At 59.1% G+C, this 24608-nt stretch carries 22 protein-coding genes and 1 pseudogene; 9 read left to right on the forward strand and 14 right to left on the reverse strand.

Translation table 11 applies throughout. The features are described from left to right. Positions 1 to 100: 100 nt before the first annotated feature. From ABIB06_RS17080 to ABIB06_RS17110, 7 genes are all read right to left on the reverse strand, one after another. Positions 101 to 2368 carry an alpha,alpha-trehalose-phosphate synthase (UDP-forming) gene (locus ABIB06_RS17080; RefSeq protein WP_354052803.1) on the reverse strand — a complete coding sequence of 756 codons (2268 nt, stop codon included), beginning with the start codon at positions 2366 to 2368 and terminating at the stop codon, positions 101 to 103. 532 nt (positions 2369 to 2900) lie between these two features. Next, a complete protein-coding gene (locus tag ABIB06_RS17085) occupies positions 2901 to 3260 on the reverse strand; it encodes a BA14K family protein (protein ID WP_456663722.1) in 360 nt (119 codons plus the stop codon). Between the two features lie 193 nt (positions 3261 to 3453). Then, a complete protein-coding gene (locus ABIB06_RS17090) occupies positions 3454 to 3729 on the reverse strand; it encodes a DUF5985 family protein (RefSeq protein WP_354052801.1) in 276 nt (91 codons plus the stop codon). Continuing rightward, positions 3729 to 3986: a DUF5985 family protein gene (locus ABIB06_RS17095; protein WP_354052799.1), complete on the reverse strand. Its 258-nt coding sequence runs from the start codon at positions 3984 to 3986 to the stop codon at positions 3729 to 3731. Before ABIB06_RS17095 ends, ABIB06_RS17090 begins: the two co-directional genes overlap by 1 nt. Positions 3987 to 3988: 2 nt before the next feature. Next, positions 3989 to 4360 carry a hypothetical protein gene (locus ABIB06_RS17100; protein ID WP_354052797.1) on the reverse strand — a complete coding sequence of 124 codons (372 nt, stop codon included), beginning with the start codon at positions 4358 to 4360 and terminating at the stop codon, positions 3989 to 3991. A gap of 170 nt (positions 4361 to 4530) precedes the next feature. Beyond that, the gene (locus tag ABIB06_RS17105; protein ID WP_354052796.1) at positions 4531 to 5040 is read right to left on the reverse strand and encodes a PRC-barrel domain-containing protein; all 510 of its coding nucleotides are present in this window, start codon (positions 5038 to 5040) and stop codon (positions 4531 to 4533) included. Between the two features lie 401 nt (positions 5041 to 5441). Beyond that, complete coding sequence (locus tag ABIB06_RS17110; protein ID WP_354052794.1) at positions 5442 to 6083, reverse strand: Crp/Fnr family transcriptional regulator; 642 nt, start codon at positions 6081 to 6083, stop codon at positions 5442 to 5444. Positions 6084 to 6376: 293 nt separating this feature from the next. Here ABIB06_RS17110 and ABIB06_RS17115 point away from each other — a divergent pair, with 293 nt between their 5' ends. Then, entirely contained in the window at positions 6377 to 8470 is a 2094-nt protein-coding gene (locus ABIB06_RS17115) for a sensor histidine kinase (protein ID WP_354052791.1), read from the forward strand. Continuing rightward, positions 8442 to 9116, forward strand: coding sequence for a response regulator (locus ABIB06_RS17120; RefSeq protein WP_354052789.1), 675 nt, complete (start codon positions 8442 to 8444; stop codon positions 9114 to 9116). The genes ABIB06_RS17115 and ABIB06_RS17120 overlap by 29 nt, the downstream gene beginning before the upstream one ends. Positions 9117 to 9497: 381 nt before the next feature. Here ABIB06_RS17120 and ABIB06_RS17125 read toward each other — a convergent pair whose 3' ends face one another. Beyond that, the gene (locus ABIB06_RS17125) at positions 9498 to 9665 is read right to left on the reverse strand and encodes a hypothetical protein (protein ID WP_354068868.1); all 168 of its coding nucleotides are present in this window, start codon (positions 9663 to 9665) and stop codon (positions 9498 to 9500) included. Positions 9666 to 9722: 57 nt separating this feature from the next. Between ABIB06_RS17125 and ABIB06_RS17130 the strand changes: the two genes are divergently transcribed. From ABIB06_RS17130 to ABIB06_RS17140, 3 genes are all read left to right on the forward strand, one after another. Then, positions 9723 to 10922, forward strand: a complete 1200-nt coding sequence (locus tag ABIB06_RS17130; protein WP_354052785.1) for an IS256 family transposase — start codon at positions 9723 to 9725, stop codon at positions 10920 to 10922. A 504-nt stretch (positions 10923 to 11426) separates the two neighbouring features. Continuing rightward, positions 11427 to 11612, forward strand: coding sequence for a hypothetical protein (locus ABIB06_RS17135; protein ID WP_354052783.1), 186 nt, complete (start codon positions 11427 to 11429; stop codon positions 11610 to 11612). Positions 11613 to 11834: 222 nt separating this feature from the next. Continuing rightward, entirely contained in the window at positions 11835 to 13085 is a 1251-nt protein-coding gene (locus tag ABIB06_RS17140) for a cation:proton antiporter (RefSeq protein ID WP_354052781.1), read from the forward strand. 35 nt (positions 13086 to 13120) lie between these two features. Here ABIB06_RS17140 and ABIB06_RS17145 read toward each other — a convergent pair whose 3' ends face one another. After that, positions 13121 to 14938, reverse strand: a complete 1818-nt coding sequence (locus ABIB06_RS17145) for a chloride channel protein (RefSeq protein WP_354052779.1) — start codon at positions 14936 to 14938, stop codon at positions 13121 to 13123. Positions 14939 to 15096: 158 nt separating this feature from the next. Next, positions 15097 to 16275, reverse strand: coding sequence for an FAD-binding domain (locus ABIB06_RS17150; RefSeq protein WP_354052778.1), 1179 nt, complete (start codon positions 16273 to 16275; stop codon positions 15097 to 15099). Between the two features lie 300 nt (positions 16276 to 16575). Here ABIB06_RS17150 and ABIB06_RS17155 point away from each other — a divergent pair, with 300 nt between their 5' ends. Further along, a complete protein-coding gene (locus tag ABIB06_RS17155; RefSeq protein WP_354052776.1) occupies positions 16576 to 17631 on the forward strand; it encodes an AI-2E family transporter in 1056 nt (351 codons plus the stop codon). A 757-nt stretch (positions 17632 to 18388) separates the two neighbouring features. Here ABIB06_RS17155 and ABIB06_RS17160 read toward each other — a convergent pair. The 4 genes and pseudogenes from ABIB06_RS17160 to ABIB06_RS17175 all read right to left on the reverse strand — a co-directional run. After that, positions 18389 to 18592: pseudogene (locus tag ABIB06_RS17160) on the reverse strand (DUF4396 domain-containing protein); the annotation flags it as partial. Positions 18593 to 18612: 20 nt separating this feature from the next. Continuing rightward, entirely contained in the window at positions 18613 to 18993 is a 381-nt protein-coding gene (locus ABIB06_RS17165; protein WP_354052774.1) for a COG3415 family protein, read from the reverse strand. Between the two features lie 392 nt (positions 18994 to 19385). Beyond that, complete coding sequence (locus ABIB06_RS17170) at positions 19386 to 19886, reverse strand: DUF417 family protein (RefSeq protein WP_354052772.1); 501 nt, start codon at positions 19884 to 19886, stop codon at positions 19386 to 19388. A 169-nt stretch (positions 19887 to 20055) separates the two neighbouring features. Next, positions 20056 to 22035, reverse strand: coding sequence for a BTAD domain-containing putative transcriptional regulator (locus ABIB06_RS17175; protein ID WP_354052819.1), 1980 nt, complete (start codon positions 22033 to 22035; stop codon positions 20056 to 20058). Between the two features lie 232 nt (positions 22036 to 22267). On the opposite strand from ABIB06_RS17175, the gene ABIB06_RS17180 reads away from it, so the two are divergent. The 3 genes from ABIB06_RS17180 to ABIB06_RS17190 are packed head-to-tail and all read left to right on the forward strand — an operon-like array spanning position 22268 to position 24588. Beyond that, positions 22268 to 22834: a TMEM175 family protein gene (locus ABIB06_RS17180; RefSeq protein ID WP_354052770.1), complete on the forward strand. Its 567-nt coding sequence runs from the start codon at positions 22268 to 22270 to the stop codon at positions 22832 to 22834. Next, positions 22821 to 23714: an alpha/beta fold hydrolase gene (locus tag ABIB06_RS17185; RefSeq protein ID WP_354052768.1), complete on the forward strand. Its 894-nt coding sequence runs from the start codon at positions 22821 to 22823 to the stop codon at positions 23712 to 23714. Before ABIB06_RS17180 ends, ABIB06_RS17185 begins: the two co-directional genes overlap by 14 nt. Positions 23715 to 23724: 10 nt before the next feature. Continuing rightward, positions 23725 to 24588, forward strand: coding sequence for a DUF427 domain-containing protein (locus ABIB06_RS17190; protein WP_354068866.1), 864 nt, complete (start codon positions 23725 to 23727; stop codon positions 24586 to 24588). Positions 24589 to 24608 lie beyond the last annotated feature (20 nt).

The following is a 24608-nucleotide window of genomic DNA, read 5'->3' on the forward strand; positions in this document are numbered from 1 at the left end:
GCGAGCACGAGAGTGCGACCGAGCTGTTCGTTTTTGGAAAGAACCAACAGTACGCTTTGGTTACCGATTTTCTCGAAGACCGCCTTTTGAGAGATCCCGCTCAGATCGGCTTCAGGCCCTGACGGGCCTTAGTGGCCAGACCAAGAACCCGCTCGCGGGTGCGACTTCTCGCTGCGTCCACCAGCATCGCGCCTGCCCAGCGATAGACGTTATGCTCCTTCACCTGCTGTCGCATGAGCTTCATGCGCTCGGCTTGCTCCTCCGCTGGCATGGTAAGTGCAAGCTCGATCGCCGATGCCATTTCTTCGACGTCATAGGGATTGACAATGAGAGCTTCGGACAATTCTCGTGACGCCCCAGTGAAGCTCGATAAGATAAGGACCCCAGCGTTGTCTTCTCGCGAGCTAACGAACTCCTTTGCGACTAGGTTCATTCCGTCATGCAGGCTGCTGACGACGCAGGCATCGGCTCCTCTAAACAGCCGGAACACGTCTGACGGCTCGTAGTGCCGCGCGATCAAGTGCATCACGGGTTGGCGACCGTGGTGCCGCTCGTTTATTTCGGCAGCGAGCGCCTCCGCCTCAGCTTGTAACTTCGAGTACGAGCTGAGTTTGCTACGCGTCGGTGCTGCGACCTGGATCAAGGCAACCCTGTCCCTCCAGGCCGGATCTCGCAACAAAAGCGCATCGACCGCCCGCATGCGATCAAGGATGCCTTTGGTGTAGTCGAAGCGTTCAACACCGACAATCAGTCTCGTTCCTTCCGCCAACTCGAACTGCGAGATGATACCGGATCGGCATTCCGCGGGAGGTGGCAGCTTTTCCAGCTCCCTTGGCGGCCATTCGATCGAGATTGGATAGGCACGTATTCTGGTCTCATGCCCGCCGAGGCTGACCGTTTGTACTTCGCGATCAATCCTGCTTTCGACAAACCGATCGACACCCTCGATGAAGTTGTTGCAGTGAAACTGGGTGTGAAAACCAACGATTGTGCTACCGAGCATACCTGCGATGATTTCCGCCTTCCATGGGCAGATGCTGAACGTCTCGGCATTCGGCCATGGGATGTGCCAGAAGGTTATGATTGTTGCCTTCGGCAAGCGTTCGCGAATCATTCTCGGAGCGAGTGCGAAGTGATAGTCTTGGACCAGCACGACCGGATCCTCGGTGCGTGCCTCGGCAACGACCGCGTCGGCGAAGCGCTGATTGATCTGGCGATACATTTGCCAATCGCTGAACCTGAATGTGGGACGCACGAAGACGATGTGGCAGAGCGGCCAGAGCCCTTCATTGGCAAAACCGTAGTAATATCCGTCCTGCTCCTCTTCGGAAATCCAGATGCGCCGGAGCGTGTATGCCGGAGCTGCCTCGGGCACGCGGATTCTATCGTTCTCGTCGACCGTTTCCCGATCTGCGCTGCCGCTACCGTGTGCGATCCACGTGCCACCGCAGGCACGCATGATCGGCTCGAGTGCCGAGACCAAGCCACTCGCCGGCCTCTGCACCACAGGTCCATCTTCCGAACCGTTGTGAATGTATGGCTCCCGATTGGAAACGACGAGAACTTCGGCGCCCGGAAGCACGCTTTGCAGGACCTCTTGAAGCGATTTTGGCGTCCACTCGATCTGGCTTGTAACCGTAGCGTGTTCGGCATTGCGCAACAGCTTGTGAATTTCGCGATCAATAGACGAGCCTCCGAGCTGTATCGGCCCTCCCTGAGGGCCTCGACGCACCTCCTCAACCGCGCGTCGCAAGGCGTCCATCCAACCGCGCATCATGAGGACGGCAAATATGATCGTGCCGACGGTCAAGACCAGGACGACCCCGGCAAGAGCGGCAAGGAGATACGCCAGCACCTGACTGGAGCGCGCCGCTGCGAAGCTGAGGTCGGTCAGAATGACCAGGTAAGAGCGACCTCGGCTGCTCGTGACCGGAAACGCAGCAACAAGAATGCGCCGCCCGCCGCTGACTATGCTGGTGAAACTGTCGTTCTCAGACCTTGCAGCTGACTTTTCGCACGAGAAGTTCGCGGGCATCTCCGGCGTTGGCGCCACCAGCGTCCCTTCCGGGTCGCAAAAGCCTACTGCCAGGATTTTCTTATCAAGCGCCACTCTCTTGAAGAGGTCCGAAAGCCGGTCCCACGCATGGTCTTCTACATCACGGTTGAGCAGAGGCTGGATGGTGTTGAAGACCAGTTTGGATCTGGCTTCAACATCGCTTCGCGACCATTGCTGTACGATTCCTCCGGTGAACGGGGAGATGCCGAACGCCACCACCGCAGCCACCGCCAGGCCGAAAAAGCCATAGCGAAAGAAATCCCTATACGATATCGGCAGCACTCCGAGGTCACCCCGGTCGTCCGCAGACAACTAGTCGAGCCTTCGAGCGGGCGCAGCCATAGGGGCGACCCACCGACTGCGCCGATCTCGATGCGCAACATTGCGCAAACAATTGCCAGATCCCAGAACGGCGGCCCTTAGGTCGGACTGGCGAGTTGCTTGTGCGGCTCAAAACCGGTGTGCTCATTGTTGCAGGCGAGACAAATCGAGCGGGCCACTTGCGCTCCTCGGATTGCCAGTCGTTCATGCTGATGGGGCGTGCTTTCTTCGCAGGATAGGCAGTATGCCTGCGGAAACACATTGAGTGCCGTTCGACTCGATTTGCTCATCATGATGGCTGCCCCCCAAGCGCAATAGCGCGTATCGCCGCCCGCGAGCAAGCGGCGGCGGGGCGGCCCAACGGCCTTTGGTACGTAACTGTACCGTGTTTCGTTGCGCGGCAGCACTACGACGACTATTTCCGCAAAATGCTGCCTCGGCACGGTGACAAATCGCCAATCGTCGGCGCAAAGGCCAGCGGAGTAGACCCCTAGCGGTTCACTGCGCTGGGACCTCCCGCAAGTCAGGGACACGGATGCCGCATTCTATCGTTCCCTAGATACGTTCCTGACGGAGGGTCATACGAGCGATATCGCCGGGAGCAGTATGCATCCGCATTCGCCTGCGCCTGGCTGTTGGCAATCGCACCTCCGATGACCGCGCCAGCCGCCAGCCCGCCCAGCACTGCGGCGCCAGAGCCATAGTGATGCCTGTGCCTTCCGCCCCAGCGCTGGCCCCCGTGGCCGTGCCAGTGCCGGTACTGCACTTGCTGGACTTGAGCATCCTGTGTGATGGCTGTCGGCGAGATGGGAGCGGCAAGCACTGGGGTGCATGCGATCGACATCAACGCCGTTACGAGTATCATGGGCTTCGTAGCTATCATAAGATCCCTTCTGCTTCAACGAAGTGCAAACGGCGAGACGCGAGCCGCGTTCCGAGATTGATCCATGTGATCGATGGTCAAAACGTCGCAAGAGAGATGATGCAATGACCTGTTGTGCCGGTTCATCTCCACGGGTGGAATCGGTTGTAGGCTTGCGCACCGAACTGGTCTCGTAAGCCATCTTCCGCGAGCTTCACTTCCGCTTCTTCGGCAGCGCGTTCTTGCCGACGATAGAAAGCGCGATCAGGCTGAACGTGATCAGGCGCGGGATGAAGTAGACTGGTTCACTCGCATTCGTCACTTGCACCACTGCCAGGATAAACCTCGCAACGGCGTCAATCGCAAACGCCGCGGCAAAGAACAAAAAAAGTGTGTCGCCCGTCTTACGCCAAAACTTCAGGAAATATATGCTCGCCAGCAGCGATGCGAATGCCGTCGCACCTGAAAGAACGGGATCCAGATGGTCCATCACTCGGCCTCCCAAACCATGCCGATAAGCAGCACCGCCATGGCGAACAGGCCGATCGACAGCCGCACGGCGGAAAGGTCGATTTGAGGAAACACGATCTTATCGATCCATAGTGCAACATTTTCTAAAGTCAGACCCGCGAAGCAGACCGCGCTCCATAGGAGTAGCCTTGACCGATTACCGATGTACGCCCGAACGAGCAGCCAAGTACAAAAGCCGCTCGTGATCGCGCAAAGCGTGTAAATCACCGCAGCCATGACTAGTCCTTTCGAATCCTGAAAGCATCTGAAAATGCCTGGATACGGCGCGGGCTATTGTGGATAATATGTGTGATCGGGATCAGGTGCCGTGAATAGGCCTTCGCCAAGCTATCTACCACAGGCCGCAACTCGGGTCGGGGCGCGAACACATAGAGTCCCGCCTCATCGTCCAGGAATTCATCTCTCCTGAGGGACCTTAGAGCATCTGCCATCTCGATCTTGCCCGCGTAAAGGCGTGCAGCGAGAGACTCCACGTCCCAGCGCTCGCCAGGCCGCCTATGGAAGAACAACAACGCTTCAAGCTGCGCCACGGAATGTATGTAGCGGCGGACCAACTCCTTCACATCTTGCGGCAGTGCTTCATCAGACATCGTCGACCTCGCCAGCGAGACGCAAGCTGATCGATTCAAAACGGAAGTTCAAGGCTGCTTTCTTGTTACCGCAAACATAGGCCGGCCGGACGAAAGACGGCCGAAAAGGCGGCGTCATCTCAGATGACACCGCCGCCGATAAGCATGATCAGCTATCGGCCGAAGTCGGCTCAGTACTTGAATTCCGGCATCTTCTTCAGCTGATCCTTGTTTGCGTTCAGCACCACGTGGTCCGGATACCAATTGTCGCTTCGGTTGGCCGACGATGATGCGCTCCCCGTCGTGTTCATCGAACTGGCGCTGCCGGTTTTTCCAGCGCCATCGTTGGACGCTGTCTTCACCGGTTCTTTGGCGAATTTGAGCTGATCGAATCCCACGGCGACGTTGTGCTCGCCCATTCCAAGGAATCCTCCCACTCCGATCACCACGTTCGCAACTCGCCCGCTCGAATCCAGGATCAGATCGTTGATGTCGCCGATCTTCTCGTTGCTGTCGTTATAGACGTTCACACCGACGAGCTTCGATGCTCGCCATTCGCCGTCCTTGTGCATGGAAGCCGTCGCACCAGTTGTCGACTGCATGTTCGGCGCCGCGGTCGTCGCGTTGTTCTGGGGCGACTGCGCCATGGCCGGGGTGGCCAGCAACATCGCGGCTGTAAGAATGCAGAGAGGTGTCTTCATGACGATAACTCCTAGTGTTGTTGGATCATCGTCAACTCCCCTGACGATCGGAAGTTTCGTTTGACCGCATTCGAGGTGCGCTCCCGCGCGAGGTTTATCCCACTAGCTTGAGGCGGCTGCGCATCTTTTGCCGAAGCATTGCTCGTGTGACGGATGGGTTGCATATGATGAACTCGACCATGGCGACAATGTCGTCTCTGGTACGATTGCAGTAAGGGTTCTCGCGGGCGGCAAGAAGTCGTTGGGCCTCCTCCAACGCCGCCACCAGGACCTCGGTATCGGCTCGAATCTTGCCCTCTTGAGATGTCATTTTTCGACTCTACGTTCGCCAACGCGCTCCAATGACGTCTGAACACTGTTCGCTGCCGTACATTGAGCTCGACCGTCGCCGGGACTACTGTTTACGAATACGCAATGCGAAGGGGCGGCACCGTATAAGAGCGGTCGTGCGCCGAGAGAATGATGCTTTGGCAATCGCACGACATTGCCTTCAGTCTGGTTACATCCGTGACTACTATCCCTGCCCTGCGACATCTGATCACTCCTTCGCGCACCATATCCCCGAGCGCGACCGTAACTCCGGCGCGCCTGACCGCGAGAGCATTCGCTATGTAACTGTGCGTGAAAGGCACCTCGCGAGACCCGAGCCGGTCGCTGGCGACCAGCAGCCACCGCGCAAGGCGCTGGTGCAGCGTGTGCCTCGAGTTGCAGGCGGATAATTGCGAACTATGGATCAGGATCGCCTGCACATAGCCCAAAAGCAGCTTTTCAAGTTCGACCTCTCGCTTGATCAGAAAGATCAGCTGCTCGGACTGGATGCGTAACGCTTGACCCGGCACTCGTACGCTGCAGCGGTGCGGCGACACCTGCATGCCGAGGACCAGCGGCACACCGACAAAATCCTTCATCCCGAGCGTATGGATCTCTACGGGGAGGCAGTCGCCCGCACGTGTCGTGACGGAACATCCGCCCGACTCGATGAAGAAAGCGTAGCGAAGAAGAGTACCACGATCGTAGAGAACTTGCCCCTTGCTCAGGGGCACTGTCTCGCATCTTTCGAGCAAGCGACTCCGCGATGAGGCCGATAGCCGTGAGACGAGTTCGTTCCGGCTGGGACCGCAGAAGGGTTCGTCAGAGGGAGGCCGCTTCAGCTTGAACTCGCTCTCGATCAACAGCGGCGACGATGATGAGTGTTCCATGGCAAGCCCAATTCTAGACCGCAACAATGATTGTCTATACTATGGGATGGATCGAACAGTGCTGGGAGTCAGGGCGACCGTTAGCGCTGTCAGGAAAAACCTGACGTGAACCAGAAGCCTCGAGAAAGTGCCGAGACGTGGGTGTTGCGCTGTCTCATTTGATACCTACCCGCAAGGAGGCGCCTGCTTCGGCTGCCCGGCGCGCAGCGCGTCGCCCCCTGATCCTCGTCTTCATAGCAGCAGCGATGCCTCTGGCGCTTTTTGCGGGTTGGGTCGTTTTCCTGAATGCCCAGCAGCAGCGCAAGGATTCTCAGGCGGCCGCGGTGGAAACCCTCGATAGCGTCGTAAACCGGCTTGCCTCGGAGATCAGCCTCCAGCTCGAGATCGCCGAGACTGTCGCGGCTTCCGCCACGCTCGATAAGCCGGATCTCGATGCATTTTATCGAGAAGCGACGCGCGTCAACGAAGCGCGTCCTCTTTGGCAAACGATACAGCTAGTCGATCCCGACGGAAATCAGGTGCTGGACGTTAGCCGCCCGCTAGGAGATGGGATGCGCGCCACCGCCGACCGCGAGAATTTCGAACGGATCCTGAAGACGAGAAAGCCGGCGATTGGCGGAATAGGGCCACGCGGTCCTGTCACCGGCAAACGCGTGGTTGCCGTCAGGGCCCCCGTTGAGCGCGATGGACAATTAAAGTTTGTACTCACCGTGGCTTTGGTGCCCGATGCAATAAGCCAGATTTTGAAGAGCGCAGGAGCCCCGGCAGGCTGGGTTGGGTTCGTAGTCGATGCCAAGGGCAACATCGTCGCCCGCACCTTCGGTGAGCAATCCGAGCTCGGACAATCTGCCAGCGTCACAGTCCGCCAAGCGATCGCCTCTGCGCCAGAAGGAAGCTACATCAAAACAACACCTGCCGGCGACCAAGTCGACTCAATCTATAAGCTCATCCCCGGAACCAGCGGATGGTCAGTCCATTTTGGAATACCGACGCAGGAACTCAACGGTCCGGTCCAGCGCTCAGCCATTTTTCTTGCCGGGGGTGGAGTCCTGAGCTTCGTCCTTGCCCTCACTTTAGCCTGGTACACGATACGCGACATTTCGCTGCGCCGACGCGAGCAAGAGGCGCAGGCGGCAATGGCACTCAGCGCAAGTGAAGAGCGACGCAGGCTGACGATCGATGCCGCAGATCTCGGCGTATTCAGCTGTGACTTTGCGACCAGAGAGGCGGTTGTATCGCCCCGCGCACGAGAGATGCTCCAGATCGAAGGTTCGCGCTCCGAAGGGGATATGAGCCTACCGATTGATCGGATGCTGAGCAGCATTGACCCCGCCGACCAGCAGAACTTTGAGGCATCCTTGCTGAGTTGCCGTTCGGGAAACGTCGCGATCGCCGATTTCCGGATCGCTCCCCCTCACAGCCGGTGGCTGCGGGCCAGCGGACGGCTATCTCGGCTCGATGACAAGAACTTGGACGTTGTATATGGGGTCATTCTGGATATCGATGAGACCAAGCGAGCCGAGCTGGAACGACAGCAACTGCTTCGACGTCTTTCGGAGGCGGAAGAAAACGAACGTCGTCGAATCGCAAGAGAGCTCCACGATCAGATCGGCCAGACAGTAACAGGTCTCCTCCTCGGCCTGAAAAGCCTGGAGCCGTTTCTCGGCACGAGCCCCAGACGCAAGCTCGGATTGGAGAAGCTCAATTGGCTGCAAGGACTCGCAAGAGGGATCGGTCGCGATATCCATCAAATCGCCTCTGATCTGCGCCCGACTGCCCTTGATGACCTGGGCCTTTACAAGGCGCTGGAGGCATTCTGTGCGGAGATCCAGCGCCGGTTCGGGATCAGCGTTGATCTTCAGCCTCTGGGCAGAAAAGATCGTCTCGGCCAGGACGTCGAAATCGCGGTCTACCGCGCAGTTCAGGAGGCCGTAAACAACGTGGTCAAACACGCGCGAGCTCGAAATGTCAGCGTGGTAATCGACCGGCGCACAGCGGAGCTGAGGATCGTCGTCGAAGACGACGGGAACGGCTTCGACGTTCAGGAATTCTCGCAGGGCGAGAGCCGCCACGCAAAATTGGGCCTGTCCGTAATCGAGGAACGCCTCACGCTGCTGGGCGGATCTTTGGCGATTGAATCTGAACCCGCCCACGGCACTTCTCTCTTCATGAGAATACCGGTGCCAACAAAGGAGATCGGCTATGTGCCCGATCCGGATCACGTTGACTGACGATCATCCGCTTGTTCTGGCCGGAATGAAAGCGTTGCTCCAGGACGTGCAGGACATCGAGATCGTCGGGGAAGCAACGGATGGACAAACCGCCCTTGATATCATTCGCCAGGCGACGCCAGACATTGCCATCCTGGACATCTCACTCCCCGGCGTCAGTGGCCTTGAAGTCGCTCGCACCCTAGCGACACAGCTGCCTCAGGTTCGTCTGCTGGCGCTTACCGTGCACGAGGACCACGCCTACGTTCAGCCCATGCTGCAGGCGGGAGCTCGCGGCTATCTTCTGAAGCGCTCTGCGGCCGACGAGCTCGAGCGCGCAGTTCGCGCGATTGCCGGAGGTGGATTGTATCTGGATCCCGCAATAGCGGAGAAGGCACTTCCATCCACGCGGGGCGCACATCCGTCTTCCGGCGCTTCCGCAGCCAGCGAGCTGACACCGCGCGAGAGTGAGGTTCTCAGACTCATCGCACAAGGCTTCAGCAACAAGGAAATCGCCAATCAGCTAAACATCAGCATCAAGACCGTCGAAACCTACAAGGCCAGAGCAGTGGAAAAGCTCGGACTGTTCACGCGTGCCGACATAGTGCGCCACGGCGTGGCCCTTGGCTGGTTGGGCCATCCGGCAAAGAGTACCGATCAAGTCTGACCCGGAATTGAGCCAGGCGGCCGCACGGCGTGCGGACGTCAGGGATATCCCGACAAGCCACGCTCATCTCCTGACTGTCCGATGAGGCGCCGTGAACTATCCTCCGTGTAGCGGATGAGACAGCCGGAACCCGATTTCTTCCCGAACCTGCACTTCGCACCTGGAACGGATCAACTTGTTTGGAGGCAGACATGCGAAATGTACTTTTCCGCGGACGTGCCGGTCGCCAGCTTTTTGCGCAATATGAGAAATTGCCGAGGCTCGCAGCCAGGACAAACTCGCGGGTTGATGCCCGCATGGCGAGAACCGCGGAAATTGGCCTCGCGTGTGTATACCTCACCTGCCTTCTGTTCTCGGCGTATGCAATTGCTTGAACGGCAATCAGCGCGTTAAGCACCAGACATTGATCAGAATCGTCGAAGCGCGGACTCTCATCAGGCCGGAATTTTCGGTCGTGTCCCCGGTGGTGGTGTAGCTCGGTAGAGCAAAGCCGTCCGGACGCGCGCCTCCCATAGCGCCGTAGCGGGCGGGCGGCTTTGCGGTGGTCACCGGCAGTTCTCCGGTAGGATCGGGTTGCGACACGCCAACGCAACCGAGGAACCACCGATGACCGACGACATGTTGAACCTGCGCACGCTTGTAGAGAAGACCCCAGACGCCGATCTGCTGCGCGAGATGATCGGCTTTGCCGCCCAGCGTCTGATGGAGCTGGAAGTCGAAAGCCAGACCGGGGCGGCCTATGGCGAGAAGACTCCCGGGCGTCTGGCCCAGCGCAACGGCTACCGCGACCGGATCTGGGAGACTCGTGCCGGTGCGGTCGAGCTGCGTATCCCCAAGCTGCGCAAGGGCTCCTACTTCCCGGGCTTCCTCGAGCCACGGCGGATAGCCGAGAAGGCGCTCACGGCCGTGGTGCAGGAAGCCTACGTGCAGGGCGTATCGACCCGCTCGGTGGACGATCTGGTGCAGGCCATGGACATGACCGGGATCTCCAAGAGCCAGGTCAGCCGGCTGTGCGGCGAGATCGACGACAAAGTGAAGGCGTTCCTCGCCCGTCCGATCGAGGGCGACTGGCCGTATCTGTGGATCGACGCCACCTACGTGAAGGTGCGCCAGAATGGCCGCATCGTCTCAGTCGCGGTGATTGTCGCGGTCGGCGTCAACAGCGACGGCCGGCGCGAGGTTCTGGGCATGGATATTGGCCCCTCCGAGGCCGAGACGTTCTGGACGGCCTTCCTGCGCAAGCTCGCCCGCCGCGGCCTGCGCGGTGTCAAGCTGGTGGTGTCCGACGCCCACGAGGGCATCAAGGCCACCGTAGCCAAGGTGCTCAACGCCAGCTGGCAACGCTGCCGCGTCCACTTCATGCGCAACGCGCTGGCGCATGCCGGCAAGAGCGGCCGGCGGGTGGTCTCCGCCTTCATTGCCACAGCATTTGCCCAGGACGATGCCGAGGCCGCGCGAACCCAGTGGCGCAAGGTCGCCGACCAGCTCCGGCCAAAACTGCCGAAGCTTGCCGGCTTCCTGGACGAGGCCGAGACCGACGTGCTGGCCTATATGACGTTCCCGCTGCAGCACCGGACCAAGCTGCACTCCACCAACCCGATCGAGCGCCTCAACGGCGAGATCAAGCGGCGCACCGAGGTGGTCGGCATCTTCCCCAACGAGGATGCCATCGTTCGCCTCATCGGCGCGATCCTGCTCGAACAGAACGATGAATGGGCCGTCCAGCGCGCCCGTTACATGACACTGGAAACAATCGCGCCGTTGAGCGATGATCCGAGTGTCAGCCTCACGGCTATCGCCAGCTGACCAGCCCGGCTCTCGCCGGCGAACGCGGTGATCCACCGCCAGCTACACCACGCCACGGGACACGATCGAATTTTCGGCAGGAACTTTGTCTGATCATGAATACACTCCTTGCGCCCATCGTCCTCGGCACGTTGCTCATGGCTATCGGTGTCGCGGCGCGGAAGTCGCAGCTCGTCGCTTTTCCCGAGTTCTTACTCGTCAGCGGCCGATGTAAGCGCGGTGCCTCCCTCTGGACGCGTAGACTGACCGTACGCAACCCCCTCGCCTTAGGATCAAGGGTTCTCGTATCGAAGGCGAGGGCCGCCTGGACAGCGACCCTCGGGTTCGCAACTATCGGCAGACACGCACGTGCTTGACGATACGCCGGCCATGATAACCGCGCTTGACTATGGTCCGCACCGTGCAAACCCTCCGATGATGATTGTAATAGCGGACCTGCACCGTCTCGGATGTTGCCCCTGCGCCGACCGGAGGCGCCGTCATCGCACTGGCGGGAACCGCGAAATGAGTGCCCGCAAGCAAAGCAGCGGCGGCGAGACCATAGGCGAATTTCTTCATATTTTTTCCTTGCGTATGCCCCGCTTCGCACTTTCACGTCTGTTCAATGAACGCGGAGTGAACGACGGCGTCGATAATTGTTGTCGCGATCTTTGGCCGCAGGAGCATCAGTACAAAGCTGACAAGCAATAGATCCTCTTCAAAGCTCGAAGAGCGGCAAATCCCGCAGAGAGAGGTAACTGGGAGTTCAGAAGCACCTGGCTTCGCTTGCATGGGTCGCAAGAATGGGCGGAGGCCGCTTTTTGGTTGTTGCCATCCCAGAAGTCGCTATTTTGAATCTGACTGCCTCGATAGATTAAGCAGCGGCCTATAGCGGGCGGAGCAAACGCACTCACCAGAACAACGGAACTTGCCGTGCTTTCGCTGATGGATATTGCCGCCGTTCTGCTTACGCTGTCAGCCGTCTTCGGCTGGCTCAATCACAAATTTCTGCCACTGTCCCGCAGCGTAGGACTTCTCGTGATGAGCGTCCTGACGTCATTGCTCCTGATCGGCTTGGATGCGGCAATTCCCAACATTCAGCTGCTCGACCAGCTTGCCAGTGGGCTCCGGCAGATCGACTTTGCCGAAGTCGTAGTGAATGGGATGCTTGCATTTCTTCTGTTCGCTGGCGCCCTGCACGTGGATCTGGAGACACTCAGGAGCCGCGCATTTCCGGTGCTTCTTCTGGCCGTGTTCGGCACGCTGATCTCTACGGCGCTCGTCGGTCTAATCTTTTGGCTGATCTGCGGCCTTATGAACTTACCTGTGCCGCTCGCCTGGGCGTTCGTCTTCGGAGCCTTGATAAGCCCGACGGATCCAGTGGCCGTTCTCACCACACTTCGCAACACGAATGTGCCGAAAGAGCTACAGATCGAGGCCGAAGGCGAAGCGTTGTTCAACGACGGCGTCGGAATTGTCCTGTTCACGATTCTGCTTCGTTTCGCGAGCTCGGGCGATGGTGCGCATGTTTCGATTGCCGATGTCGCGCAGTTACTGGTTCGCGAAGCTGGTGGCGGGATCGTGCTCGGCTTATTGAGCGGCTATATCGCGTATCGCGCGATGCGGCTCATTGACGATTATGCAATCGAGGTGCTGATCTCCCTCGCGCTCGTCACTGCGACCTATGCTCTCGCGCTTCATTTGCACGTTAGCGGGCCGCTTTCCATGGTCGCCGCAGGTCTTCTCATCGGCGACCGAGGACCGCGATATGCGATGAGCGAGCGGACAAAGGGGTATCTTTTCGCGCTCTGGACACTTATCGACGAAATTCTTAACTCTGTTCTTTTTCTGCTTATCGGGCTCGAGACCTTGATACTGCGATTTGATCTCCGCAGTCTCGTTCTGGCGGCGGCAACTGTGCCAATCGTCCTCTTGGCGCGGTTTGCCTCGGTTGCAGTACAGCCGTTTCTGTTCGGATGGACACGGCTGCTCTCGTTGCGCAACGCACCTTTCCTGACCTGGGCAGGCGTGCGTGGCGGCATTTCAGTTGCCCTAGCCTTGTCGCTGCCGGATAACTCGGCCAAGGCCGCCATACTCGCCTCAACCTATGCGGTCGTCCTGTTCAGCATCATCATCCAAAGCTCGACTCTGGGCTGGGTTGCAAGACGTACTGTAGGTCAATAGGTCAGCTCTCCTCGAGCCGACCTGGCTCCGCTCGGTCAATCCTCATAGCTGTCGATAACCGCATCTGCGATCACACGTTTGGTGACGACGCCGACGACATCGTTCACGCGCGGGCGTGAAGCAGTGCGGACAGCGATTGCAGCGCCGGCCCGATGGCGCTTCAACCTGGCGAACACCAAGCTCAAAAGATCCTGATCGCGGCAAACGACCATTCGTCGCTCGACGAAGTGCTCGACCACGAGCGTCGGATTCGATTGCGATTCCGCCCATAATCCGGAACGCGGCGGAATGAGCCCAACAATCCGGCCTTCTCGCTCGACAACGATCGCAAGCGCATCGTTGATATCTTCCGCAGCCATAGCCTGTTTTAGGGTTGTCCCCACCCTCGCGATAATAAAGCGCCTTTCCATGATGTCTTGGGCCTGCTTCACCAGGTAGAGGTTGATATGCCGTTCCTTCGGAATGCGGTGCCCACGGTGGCGCAGCTTGACGGTGTAGATCGTCTCATTGACAAGTGCGCGCCTGACGCCTGCCGCCAGCGCCACCGCAACGATCACCGGAACGATGATTGCGTAATCGCGCGTCATTTCGAAGACCATGACGATCGCCGTCATGACGCCGCCCGTCCCTGCGCCGACGATGGCCGCCATTCCGACGATCGCGGCCGAAGATGGCGTCAGCCCTGAATGAGGCAGAAAGGAATTGCTTGCAGCGGCAAAAGCGGCGCCCAGAGTGGCGCCAAGGTAAAGCGAGGGCGAGAAGATCCCGCCCGACGCTCCGCAGCCGAGACTAACCGTGGTCGCAACCAGTTTCAGCACAAACAGCAGCGCCAATAGCCCGGCCGCTACCATCTTGTGGTTCAGTATCTCCTGAATGACAGAGTAGCCCACACCATCGATGTAGGAGTGACCATAGGCATGGGTGAGGGCCACCATCATCAGGCCGATTGACGACATGCCAATGATGTTTTGAACATACTCGTTGCCAGACAGCTTTGGAAAGCCGTCTTCCATGAAGACGAGCAGACGGATGAACGCCCAAGCTGCCGCGCCCGACAACACGCCGAGCAGGATGAATGCAATGGCCTCCTGGATATTGAACGATGCAACCATGCTGAATTGAATGTCCGGAACCGTAAATGCCGGGTCCGGGCCGATCAGGATGCGCCCAATCGTGGTCGCAGCCCCCGTGGCCACGACGACAGGAAGGAATGTTCGATTCGAGACTTCCGGCAGAAGAATTTCCAGAGCAAACAGCACGCCGCCCAGCGGAGTATTGAAGGTTGCGGCAATACCGGCGCCGGCGCCCGCTGACAGCAGCGTGATCCTTTGTCGGGTCGAGAGTCCGATGAATTGAGCAAAGGCTGAGCCGAGCGCCGAGCCTATCTGGATAATAGGGCCCTCTCGTCCCACGGCGGCGCCGCTTCCGATCGATACTGCGGAAGCGAGCGCCTTTATCAAGGCCACTGTGCCGCGAATTTTGCCGCGCTTGTAGAAGATCGAGTCCATGACTTCGGGCACGCCATGACCCTTTGCCTCAGGAGCGAAGCGCCTGACGAGGAAGACGACGACGAGGCCGCCGATCACAGGTGCAAGTAGAATAAAGTCACCAAACGGGCTGGGCCCCTCACTGATGTTCGCGTTATAAACGACGCTTAGCGTGCCCTTATAGAACAAATTATGCACCAGGCCGATCAGAGCGCGGAAGGCGACGGCGCCAAGCCCGGTCATGACGCCAATTGCCAAGGCAAGCGCGCAAAGTACGAGAAGGCTGACTCTCCGCTCTTCAGCAAACGGATTAACGCCGCTGCCGATCAGGGATTTTCTTGGGCCGTAAGTCAGGACTGAGGGCATTTTGTCACAAGAGCGTAAAACATCACGATATGAACTCCTGGCTCCGGAAAGCGGTTCCTGCCGAGAGGCCAAGCGAGACTAGAGGCCAATCCGCACCGCAGCGTCCACCCCACTAGCGGACGCTCTCATCGGGCGCGCATCAATTCATGGTGTGCGGGTCACCGGTAATCAGGAAGCTCTAGCTCGTCGGCAATGTCTCGCCCGATTGCGAGCCTGGCCAACCCTGGTATCGAAAAGCTTCTGATCACGAGGTTGCGGAAGAGCATTCCTGAGCGTGTCCGCGGCGCCAGCGCCCCAGCAAAGCGCTCGGCGCCCCGCTGTTTTCGGTCTATATAGCTCCTGAGCAACGCCTCATATCTGGCAAACGCCTCCGGATATCGTCCGTCGGCCGCGGCGAGTTCGCCGGCCAGCACATAAGCTGAAGTCATTGCCAGCGCCGACCCCTGACCGGCCAGCAGCGAGACGCAACAGGCGGCATCGCCGATGAGTGCCACACGACCTCTTGACCAGTTCGGCATCCTGATCTGACTGACAGCGTCGAAGTAGAGTTCGCCGGTGCGCTCCAGTTCAGTAAGCATATGTTCGCACTCCCAGCCATCGCCGCCATAGACCTTTCGGAGGAGCGCCTTCTGCGAGCCCGGCGTTTCAGGCAAAATCGCGCTATCCGCCGCAAATACCAGGAGGAACAACGTACGATTGTCACGCAGCGTGAAGCGGCCGACCATGCGGCCCGGTTGGCCGTAGATCAGATACACATCCTCGTTGCGCGGCCGATAGCCGCGAGCTTCGAACGCCGCCACGACATACCCTAGATGCCGCTCGAACCGTGCCTGGGGTCCAAAGACCAGCTTGCGAACGGCCGAATGCAGGCCGTCCGCACCAATGAGAAGATCGCACCTGCGCCTGCCGCCGTGCTTCAGCTGGACTTCGACGCAATCTGCTTTTTCTTCGACGAGAATGATCTCGTCGCCGAAAATGCTTTCAGCGCAGCCGTTAGATCGTTCGAACAGCAGGCGCGAGAGGTGGCTGCGTTGAACGGTGGCGTATCGTCCGTTCGTCAATTCCGCGAAAACGCGCGTGCCGAAGCCGGCTAGTCGATGGCCGGCCTCGTCTACAATCCGCAATTCCTGAACGTGGTAGCCGTCGCGATTGATCTCCGGGAGCAATCCCATCCGTTCGGCGATGGTGTAGCCAAGCCCCCAGAAGTCGATGACATAGCCTCCTCCACGCAGAGCTGGAGCGTGCTCGACAAGCGTAGGCTCGAAGCCTGCTGCCCTCAGCCAGTAGGCAAGTGTGGGCCCAGCAATTCCAATGCCGGAGATTAGAACATTCTTCATGTCCTCGCCTCAGAGACGAACCACAATGTTAGCGCAGCGCCCCAGGTCGCTCTGGTGCTCCGACACTGCTCCCCTATTTGTCGTGCGACAAATTTCGCTCTGGTAGCTAGGACATTTAAGGCCGCGACGGAGTATTACCTTCAAGCTGAGCAAAGTACCGAAGGACAGTTCCGTCTGAACGCGCGGGTCGCTGGCTCTCGGTCGCGGTGCGATCGTTCCGTTCATGTTCCGAGTTGTCCCATCTGCGCCGGCGGACATCACCAACCTGAAGTTCCGGACCGTTTCGACAAAGGAGACGAATTGGAAGACAAGTTGACTGTTCATATCCGGCATATAGAGCGCACCCTCCGAGTAAGCGCGATGGGCCTATTTCTCGCCGTCTCGGTCTGGTTGCTTCGCGATATTTTATTACTCTCGTTCAGCGCCGTCGTCATCGCTTGCGTTTTGCGGGGTGCAAGCAACGCCGTCCAGCGGGCAACGCGCCTCGGTCCATACACCTCGTTACTCTCCGTCATCCTCGTGACTGGACTGGCACTCGGTGCGCTACTGTGGTGGCGCGGCAGCGCAATTTTCAACCAGGCCGACGAAATCAGTCAGCAACTGAGAATCCAACTGGAGCGGATATGGGGCGAACTGGAACATAGCTCGTGGGGCTCGATCTTGGCCCAACAGTTGCTGATCGCCGGAAAGTCTCTGCGCGCTGGCCTGACTGGCTACGTCCCAGGCGTCGTTGGCTCCGTTCTCGGCATCAGTGGCACTCTTGTCGTCACGGGGGCGACAGCAATATTCCTCGCCGCATCGCCTCAACTGTATCTCGAAGGCTCGCTTCGTCTGCTTCCAATGACATGGCGGCCTCGTGGCCGGGAAGTTGCCAGGGAGCTCGGTGCTACGCTCAGGCTCTGGTTTCTTGGACAATTCATCGACATGCTGATCGTGGGGCTGTTCCTCGGATTGGGCCTTCTGTCGATCGGTTCGCCCTTGGCACTTTCACTGGCCCTGCTGGCGGGTTTGCTGAACTTCGTGCCTTACATCGGGGCGCTTGCCGGCGCCGTGCCGGCGATCCTTGTGGCCTTGTCTCAGTCTCCTATTCTAGCCGCTTGGGTCGCTCTCTTGTTTTTGTCGATCCAGCTATTGGAGGGAAATGTAATCGCACCATGGATCCAGAAAAGGACGATTTCGCTACCGCCGGCACTTACGATACTTTCCCAAACCGTGCTCGGGACTCTTTTCGGATTGATCGGGCTAATCGTTGCAACGCCTTTGATCGCGGTCCTGCTCGTTGCTGTCCGGATGATCTATGTTGAAGGGTTCTTGGAGCGCGAGAGTAAACAGTCCTCCCCAGAAACACATCGCTAAACGGTGCGGCGGCTATGCCGTTGGTACGGTGTCGTACACGCGCAAGTCTGGTCCGGCACTCGGCGCGACATAGTGTCCCGAACTCTTGACGCGAGAAACCAACATTGCAGGCTCAAGTTGAGACCGCGTTCTGAAATCACAGGAGCCACAGATGCGGAGACTCACACTTGCACTTTCTCTCACCGGCCTGATCGCAATTTCTCCTGTCAGCAGTACTCAGGCTGCACCTCTGACAGCGCTGTCTGCGGCCGCGGGCCCGACGGTGCACATCTCGGCGGTTCAGGATAATCTCACGCAGGTTCGCTGGCGCGGGGGCTGGGGGATCGGCGCAGGACTACTGGCAGGAGCGCTGATCGGCTCTGCCATTGCTGCCCCGTACTATGGGGAATATCCGCCGTACTATGGGTACAGATACCCATATGCGCGCTACGGTGGGTACTATCCAGCATACACCTATACACCTTACGGAAGTAGCTATGGCTGGGGACCGCAACCATACGCCTGGGGCCCGCGCCCCTGGCGCTATAGCTACGGCTGGTCCGCGCCGAGGCCGTGGGGATATACGGTCCGGCGTGCGCATCCCTGGCGTCATAGCTACGGCTGGGCGCCACGGCCCTACCGGCATCATCATGGCGTGATCCGTGCGCACCATCGGTGGTGACGCGCCGCGCTTGCAGCAAAGTGCCCGGCGCGTTCAGCAGGATCGTGCCGGGGAAGCTGCAGTCGCGGAATAGTTCTTGGAATGGGTTCGACCCGCCTACATGCGTTCTTTCACGCCGAGCTCTATCAGCCACCAATTCACTGGATAGCTCGTGAAAAATCCCGCGACCATCGCGATCTGCATCATGAACCAAAACTCTGGCATTGACGGCTCGAGCCTCACCCCGAGGACATTCCTAAAAATCGCGAACTGCGCGATTGCCATGAAACCGTACATACCGATTTGCCACGCAGTGAGCGAGGACTATCCCGTCTACAACTTCAAAGGTCAGTTCCGGTTGAACGTGACTTGGTAGCGGCACGATCGGCAGCTGTCGAATGCGACGACTCTCTTTCCATGAGTTTAGTCGTGGAATCTCGGACAAACCCCAGTTCCGAGATGAACTTCGAGAACCGGGTATATGCGACCTTCACCTGCTCGCGTTTTATGAATTCGGTATGCAGCGAGTTCGTGCTGCGCGACGGGTCCTCCGCGATCATTGCGCTGATTCGCTCCGCGTAGGGATCGAGCTTTCCGGCCGGAGCGACCTGGCCGGTCTTTTCGAATTCCTTGAACCATTTCGCGACCGTCGAATGATACACGCACATGCGCTTGCCGACATGGTGCGGCGTCAGACCGCTTTTCACGGCTTCGACCGCCAACAGCTTGTCCTTCTGCGGGACGCGGTGCATGCGACGAGGTTCGGTTACGGACTCGACCGGAGCTGGCGGCTGCCGTTGCAAGACGGCCTCGAATTGCGCGCGATCGTAGACCTTGCCTTGCGTTTTCTCGAGGGAGAATATTGGAAGCGCTCCGATCGATCTGAGCCAGCAGCTTCGTCTGGGCGTCGCGCACGAAACCCAGTTCCGTGATGGATTGCGAGAACCGCGTGTAGGCGACCTTTATGCCCCCGCGGTTCATGAACTCCAGGTCGAGTGCGAGCGTGCTGCGCGCCGGGTCCGCCTCGATCATGGAGACGATCGCGTCGGCGTACTGATCGAGCTTGCCGCTCTCCGCCGTGTCAAGATCAGCCCCCTCGGGTCGAAGCGCACGATCAGGGATAGGTGCGTAGCCGGGTGATCGTCTCAGGCAGCGATGCCATGAGCAGCACTACGCAGACGCACAGCAGCACGATATCCTTGAATAAGAACTCGCCGGCCAGATTCCAGGCCATCGGGTCCGTCGAAATGCTCCATTTGACGACGCCGGGAGTCGTGAAGAAGAACGACCAGGTCACCATGAAAGTAATGACTCCCATGAGGGACCCCAATGCCGACATCAAAGGACTGAATGCGCCGACAGCCAGCAAGATTGCGATGATGAATTCCGTCACGCCAAGGAAATAAGCTTCCCCCCTGAAACCGAACAGCGATAGCCAGGAAACGAACGGACTATGGCTTATGAACTGCTCTATGCCCTGAGCCGACTGCAAGGTGAACTTCTGCATGCCGAAGGATACGAAAATCACGACCATGACCCACCGCAGAATCGCCAAAAGTCGATAGGAGCCTGCTCCGGTTTCTGCAATATTGAAGGTTTTCTTCAGCTCTCGCATCTTGCCGCTCCTTTGTGGTCGATGCTGGCTGTACGTGGGCGTGGGTTCAATCGTTACGGACGCTGCGAACCTTTCGGTTCACGATCCCGTGCACCGTTCAGTTGCACGAACACCAAGTAAACATTTGCTGCCGAGGCTCCCAGATTTCGCTCCATCGCAGACTTTCGGCTTACTCAGGTATTTCCAGCAACCTTGCGGCTTTTTTGTAGATCTTCGTTAGATCGTCGAGCATGTGAAGGACCTCTTTGAATTGCCCAAAGGAATAGTCCGGCCTTAGCTCGCTGATTCGTCGACGCTCTGCTCGAGCTTCGTCCAGCCGTCCGGCCGCCGCAAGCGTCAACGCCGAAACAGCGTGCGCATGAACATGATCTCCGGCATTCAGCCCGACAAGCTGGGCGCATTCGCCGGCCTCTTGCACTTTGCCGAGACGGAGCAACGCGAACGTCCGCACCCTAAAAGTTCCAAACATCATGGGATCGAACGGGCTGAGGCGGGCCGCGATATCGGCGGCACCTATCGCGCTCTCAGGGGGACCCGTCTGGCATTGCACGAATGCGAGAGAGTAGTGAGCGAACGCGTAGTTGGGACTCAAATCGATCGATCGATTGAGGCTGTCGACGGCTCCCACGTGGGCATACGCCAGCCATTTTGCGCGACCGACCGCGCAATGCGCCGCCGGGTCGTTAGGATCCGCCAAGAGCGCCTGCTCGGCAGTCTCCCATGCCAAAGCTATCTCGCGTTTCGATTCCAGCACATTCAGATGGAAAGCGTTGTGAAAATGCGTGAACGACAGTCCCGCGTAGCTTCGCGAAAACATCGGATCGCGGGCGATCGCCATGCTGAAGAAGTGCTGGGCCTCGAGGTTACCATCGCTTGTGAAGCGAGACATGCTGGTAAGTCCTCGATGGTACGCCTGCCACGCATCGAGCGAAGCTGGCGGTGTGAGCAGCGCACGGTTTCGTTCGATAATATGGATCTCTGCATCGAGGCCCGTTATGATGCGCGCCGCGAGCAAAGGAGGCACGGCGTAGGAATCGCCGGCATCGCACCTGAACTCGTCGACCCAGAAAATGCGATCGCTTGTGGGGTCGATCAACTCCACCGAAACAACGTAGCTTTTCCCGTCCCGTCGCAAATGGCCGGTCGCCACGTATTGCGCATTCACCAGGGCGGCTGCCGTTCCTGGAGGCAAGCTGCGCAACGAAAAGGCCGTCCCCCGGGCAATAACGCTGAAGCTTCGCAATTTCGCTAAACCGAAGATGATGTCGCAGGTGATGCTGTCGGCGTCCGCGATGCCTTCCGGCGCCGCCGTGAAAGGCAGCAAAAGCAGAGTGGATTTTCCCACGTTCCTCGTTGGCGGCTTCGGGGGAACGTCGAAACGCGCGTTTTCAATCAAGCTTGCGACGGTAGGCCTCGAGCAGCTCCGCCGCGCTGCCGCGAAAGCGGTCTCGAGCGATCCTGGATCGATGGCTTCAGCGCGAAAACGCGCCAAGGACAACTCGATCTGGTGCTGAGCTTCCGTATGAAGACCGCGATGGAGCAGCGCGCGAACAAGTTCGAGGTGAGCCGCTTCGTCGAACGGCGCCAATTCGATGCATTCTCGCAAGAATTCGATGCGTTCGTCGCTCTCTGGCGGCAGGACCGAAGTGAGACGTTCGAGAAGCTGCTGGCGCATCTGACGGAAACGGTGCCGCTGGCCAGCAAGCCAGTTTTCGATCGAAGGAGCGCCGTCGACCGAGAGACCTTCGAGGAACTCTCCCTTGAACAACGCCAACAGCGACCGAAGCTCTCCGGGCGACGCCGTCGCCAAGGCCTTCTGCATCCTTAGTGTGACGGACTGGGCATCGACATCGAGCGAACCTGCGTCGATCCAAACCTGCTTGCGGTCGGCGACGATCCGCCTCTCCGTCGGCCTGTCCATGAGGGGGCGCAGCTTGGAAAGACACCAGCGCAACTCACCCCGCGGGTCGTCCGCGACATCCCAAAACAACTCGCACAGCTTCTCGCGGGTGACCGGGCGCGGCGACATTGCCAGATACGCAAGAAGAGCCCGGACTTTACGCGAGGGCGGCTGATCCAAGGGGACATCGTCGCGGATGACCTGGAGCGGTCCCAGCAACTGCACTCGATCCGTCGACTGATGCGCCATTTCCACGGTCGCTCCAACGCTCGCTCCAACGAGGACCGCTTACAGCGGGGAGTAGGACATCTTCTGGCTACCGTGCACTAACACATCGCAGCCGTGCCATGGAAGTTCAACGTGATCAATTACATGTCTCGTCAGCCGTTGGCCGGTGCTCGGACAAGTCGCGGATCCGCCTTGACCAAGGCGCCCAGGACGCGTGGCAATGGTGAATAGAGGGATAGCCTCTCCTGAGAGAATGAACGCCTTCTCCGACGGCGTATTCGCCGTGATCATCACGGTTCTGGTGCTGGAGCTCCATCCTCCGAGGAAGGCCAGCTTAGGAGCGCTCTTGGAACTTTGGCCGACCGCGATCAGCTACATTATCAGCTACCTGTTCATCGCGATCGTTTGGGTAAACCACCATCACCTTTTGAGGTTTCCCGATGCTGCGACGCAACGTTTGATATGGGGAAACTTTGCGCATCTGTTCGCCGTCTCGTTGATCCCATTCGCCACTGCATGGGTCGCGACCACTCGACTGAGCGCCGCCGCCGTAGCTTTCTATGCTGGTGATTTCTTCTTGGTCAACGCGACGTATCTGCTGCTGTGCCTTGAGGCCGTCGACCGATCTGCACCTCACAAAGTAGAGCGGAAAGTCCGATCGATGATGCGCATGCGCTCGCTTGCGACGCTGGCGGTGTTCGCCGCCGCAGGAATCGTAGCGCTTCGCTATCCGATCGTCGGCATGGCGCTGATCTGCCTTTGCCTGTTCGTTTACCTCAGTCCAGCGCGGATAATAGGAGCGTCTGATGACTCCGGTTAGATACAAGACAGTCGAAGTTAGCGGCATTACCATCTTCTATCGCGAAGCGCGAAATGCCGGTGCCCCGAAGCTGCTACTCTTGCACGGCTTTCCGACCGCAAGCCATATGTTCCGCGGCCTGCTTCCGCTCCTTGCCGAAAGATTTGACGTGATCGCGCCGGACCTTCCCGGCTTCGGTCAATCCGAGATGCCGGTGCGGGAGAAGTTTCTCTACACGTTCGAGAACATCGCTCGAGTAATCGAGCGCTTTACGGAGATCGTGGAGTACGATCGCTTCGCTCTCTACGTCTTCGATTACGGTGCGCCGACCGGCTTTCGGATGGCGGTCCGGCGCCCAGAACGCATCACGGCGATCGTCTCCCAAAACGGAAATGCCTACGAAGAGGGCCTCAGTGACGGGTGGGCTCCGATCAGGGCGTACTGGGAGAACGCCTCGCAAGCGAATCGGGAAGCGCTGCGCGCCTTTCTCACGCCCGAAACGACCGCTTGGCAATACACCAAAGGCGTTCCCGATCCCTCGATCGTGTCGCCGGACGGCCAGAATCTCGACAATTTTTACTTGGCACGTCCCGGAGCAGACGGAATTCAGCTCGACCTTCTCGGCGATTATAAGACCAATATTGCACTTTACCCCTCATTCCAACGATATTTCCGTACACATAAACCGCCATTCCTGGCGGTATGGGGCAAGAACGATCCGTTCTTCCTTGCGGCAGGCGCCGAAGCATTCAAGCGAGACATTCCGGGGGCAACGGTTCGGTTCTTCGATACCGGCCACTTCGCGCTGGAAACGCACTGCGCCGAAATCGCCCAGGCCATCAACGAATTCTTGGGTGATCCTGGGGGACGGCAAAAGATCCCTCACCGCCTCGAGCATTAGGAGAAACCTCATGGGATTATCCTGGCAACAAGGTCCGCTATCAACCGGCGCTGTCGGCCGCTTCATCGTGCCGGAGCCCTTGCCGAAGCGACTGCTTTACGTCGAGCGCTTGCGCCGCCGGATGCGGGTGCGTTTTGGCGGAACTTGGGTCGCTGACAGCGAAAACGTTGTTCTGCTGTTCGAGCCGGCTCGTTATCCGGTCGCGTACTTTCCCGAGAACGATATACCGCCTGGCGTTCTCGAGCGCGCCGAGCAGGTCACCAGGCATGCCGATCTCGGAACTACCTCCTGGTATAGCGTCCGCGCCGACGACGAGCACGTAGCGGCCCGCGGGGCGTGGCAGCACACCGATCTTCCGGCCCACGCCAGCGATCTGCGGGGGCGCATTGCCTTCGCATGGCGCGCGATGGATGCGTTCTACGAGGAGGACGAGCGGATCGTCGGTCACGCCGCCGATCCTTACCACCGCATCGACATTCGCCAGGCTTCGCGCAATCTTGTGGTTCGCTACGGAGACCGCCTGGTCGCCGACACCAGGCGGCCGCTTGTGCTCTATGAGTCGGGTTTCGCGCCGCGCTGGTACGTTCCGCGCGAAGACATCGACGAAGCGGCGCTTGCGCCGGTGAAGCTGCAGACCTTCTGTCCATACAAGGGACTGTGCAGCTACTTCTCCGTCGGCGAGGCGCGGCAGGCGGCGTGGTCGTATCCCGACCCGTACCCCGAAGTGCGCCGTATCTCCAACATGGTCTCGTTCGAGCCTGACGTCGTCACAGTCCAGTTGGACGGCGTTCAGCTTCGTCTCGAGCCCGGGCAATCGGTGGTACCGCACGGTCCCGACCGCAACCTCGATGTCGAAGAGTTCGCCCGCGCGTGAACCCGGCTGGCCAAGCCAAA

Source organism: Bradyrhizobium sp. LB8.2, from assembly GCF_040548035.1.
In the GTDB taxonomy this organism is placed as follows: Bacteria; Pseudomonadota; Alphaproteobacteria; order Rhizobiales; family Xanthobacteraceae; genus Bradyrhizobium.

Excerpts from the sequence above, each read along its gene's own strand:
- ABIB06_RS17135 (WP_354052783.1), top strand. The coding sequence starts at position 11,427 with ATGAGTGCCCGCAAGCAAAGCAGCGGCGGCGAGACCATAGGCGAATTT.
- ABIB06_RS17120 (WP_354052789.1), top strand. The coding sequence starts at position 8,442 with ATGTGCCCGATCCGGATCACGTTGACTGACGATCATCCGCTTGTTCTG.
- ABIB06_RS17185 (WP_354052768.1), top strand. The coding sequence starts at position 22,821 with ATGACTCCGGTTAGATACAAGACAGTCGAAGTTAGCGGCATTACCATC.
- ABIB06_RS17085 (WP_456663722.1), bottom strand. The coding sequence starts at position 3,260 with ATGATAGCTACGAAGCCCATGATACTCGTAACGGCGTTGATGTCGATC.
- ABIB06_RS17105 (WP_354052796.1), bottom strand. The coding sequence starts at position 5,040 with ATGAAGACACCTCTCTGCATTCTTACAGCCGCGATGTTGCTGGCCACC.
- ABIB06_RS17090 (WP_354052801.1), bottom strand. The coding sequence starts at position 3,729 with ATGGACCATCTGGATCCCGTTCTTTCAGGTGCGACGGCATTCGCATCG.
- ABIB06_RS17180 (WP_354052770.1), top strand. The coding sequence starts at position 22,268 with ATGAACGCCTTCTCCGACGGCGTATTCGCCGTGATCATCACGGTTCTG.
- ABIB06_RS17175 (WP_354052819.1), bottom strand. The coding sequence starts at position 22,035 with ATGGCGCATCAGTCGACGGATCGAGTGCAGTTGCTGGGACCGCTCCAG.
- ABIB06_RS17190 (WP_354068866.1), top strand. The coding sequence starts at position 23,725 with ATGGGATTATCCTGGCAACAAGGTCCGCTATCAACCGGCGCTGTCGGC.
- ABIB06_RS17130 (WP_354052785.1), top strand. The coding sequence starts at position 9,723 with ATGACCGACGACATGTTGAACCTGCGCACGCTTGTAGAGAAGACCCCA.
- ABIB06_RS17100 (WP_354052797.1), bottom strand. The coding sequence starts at position 4,360 with ATGTCTGATGAAGCACTGCCGCAAGATGTGAAGGAGTTGGTCCGCCGC.
- ABIB06_RS17095 (WP_354052799.1), bottom strand. The coding sequence starts at position 3,986 with ATGGCTGCGGTGATTTACACGCTTTGCGCGATCACGAGCGGCTTTTGT.
- ABIB06_RS17170 (WP_354052772.1), bottom strand. The coding sequence starts at position 19,886 with ATGCGAGAGCTGAAGAAAACCTTCAATATTGCAGAAACCGGAGCAGGC.
- ABIB06_RS17145 (WP_354052779.1), bottom strand. The coding sequence starts at position 14,938 with ATGCCCTCAGTCCTGACTTACGGCCCAAGAAAATCCCTGATCGGCAGC.
- ABIB06_RS17150 (WP_354052778.1), bottom strand. The coding sequence starts at position 16,275 with ATGAAGAATGTTCTAATCTCCGGCATTGGAATTGCTGGGCCCACACTT.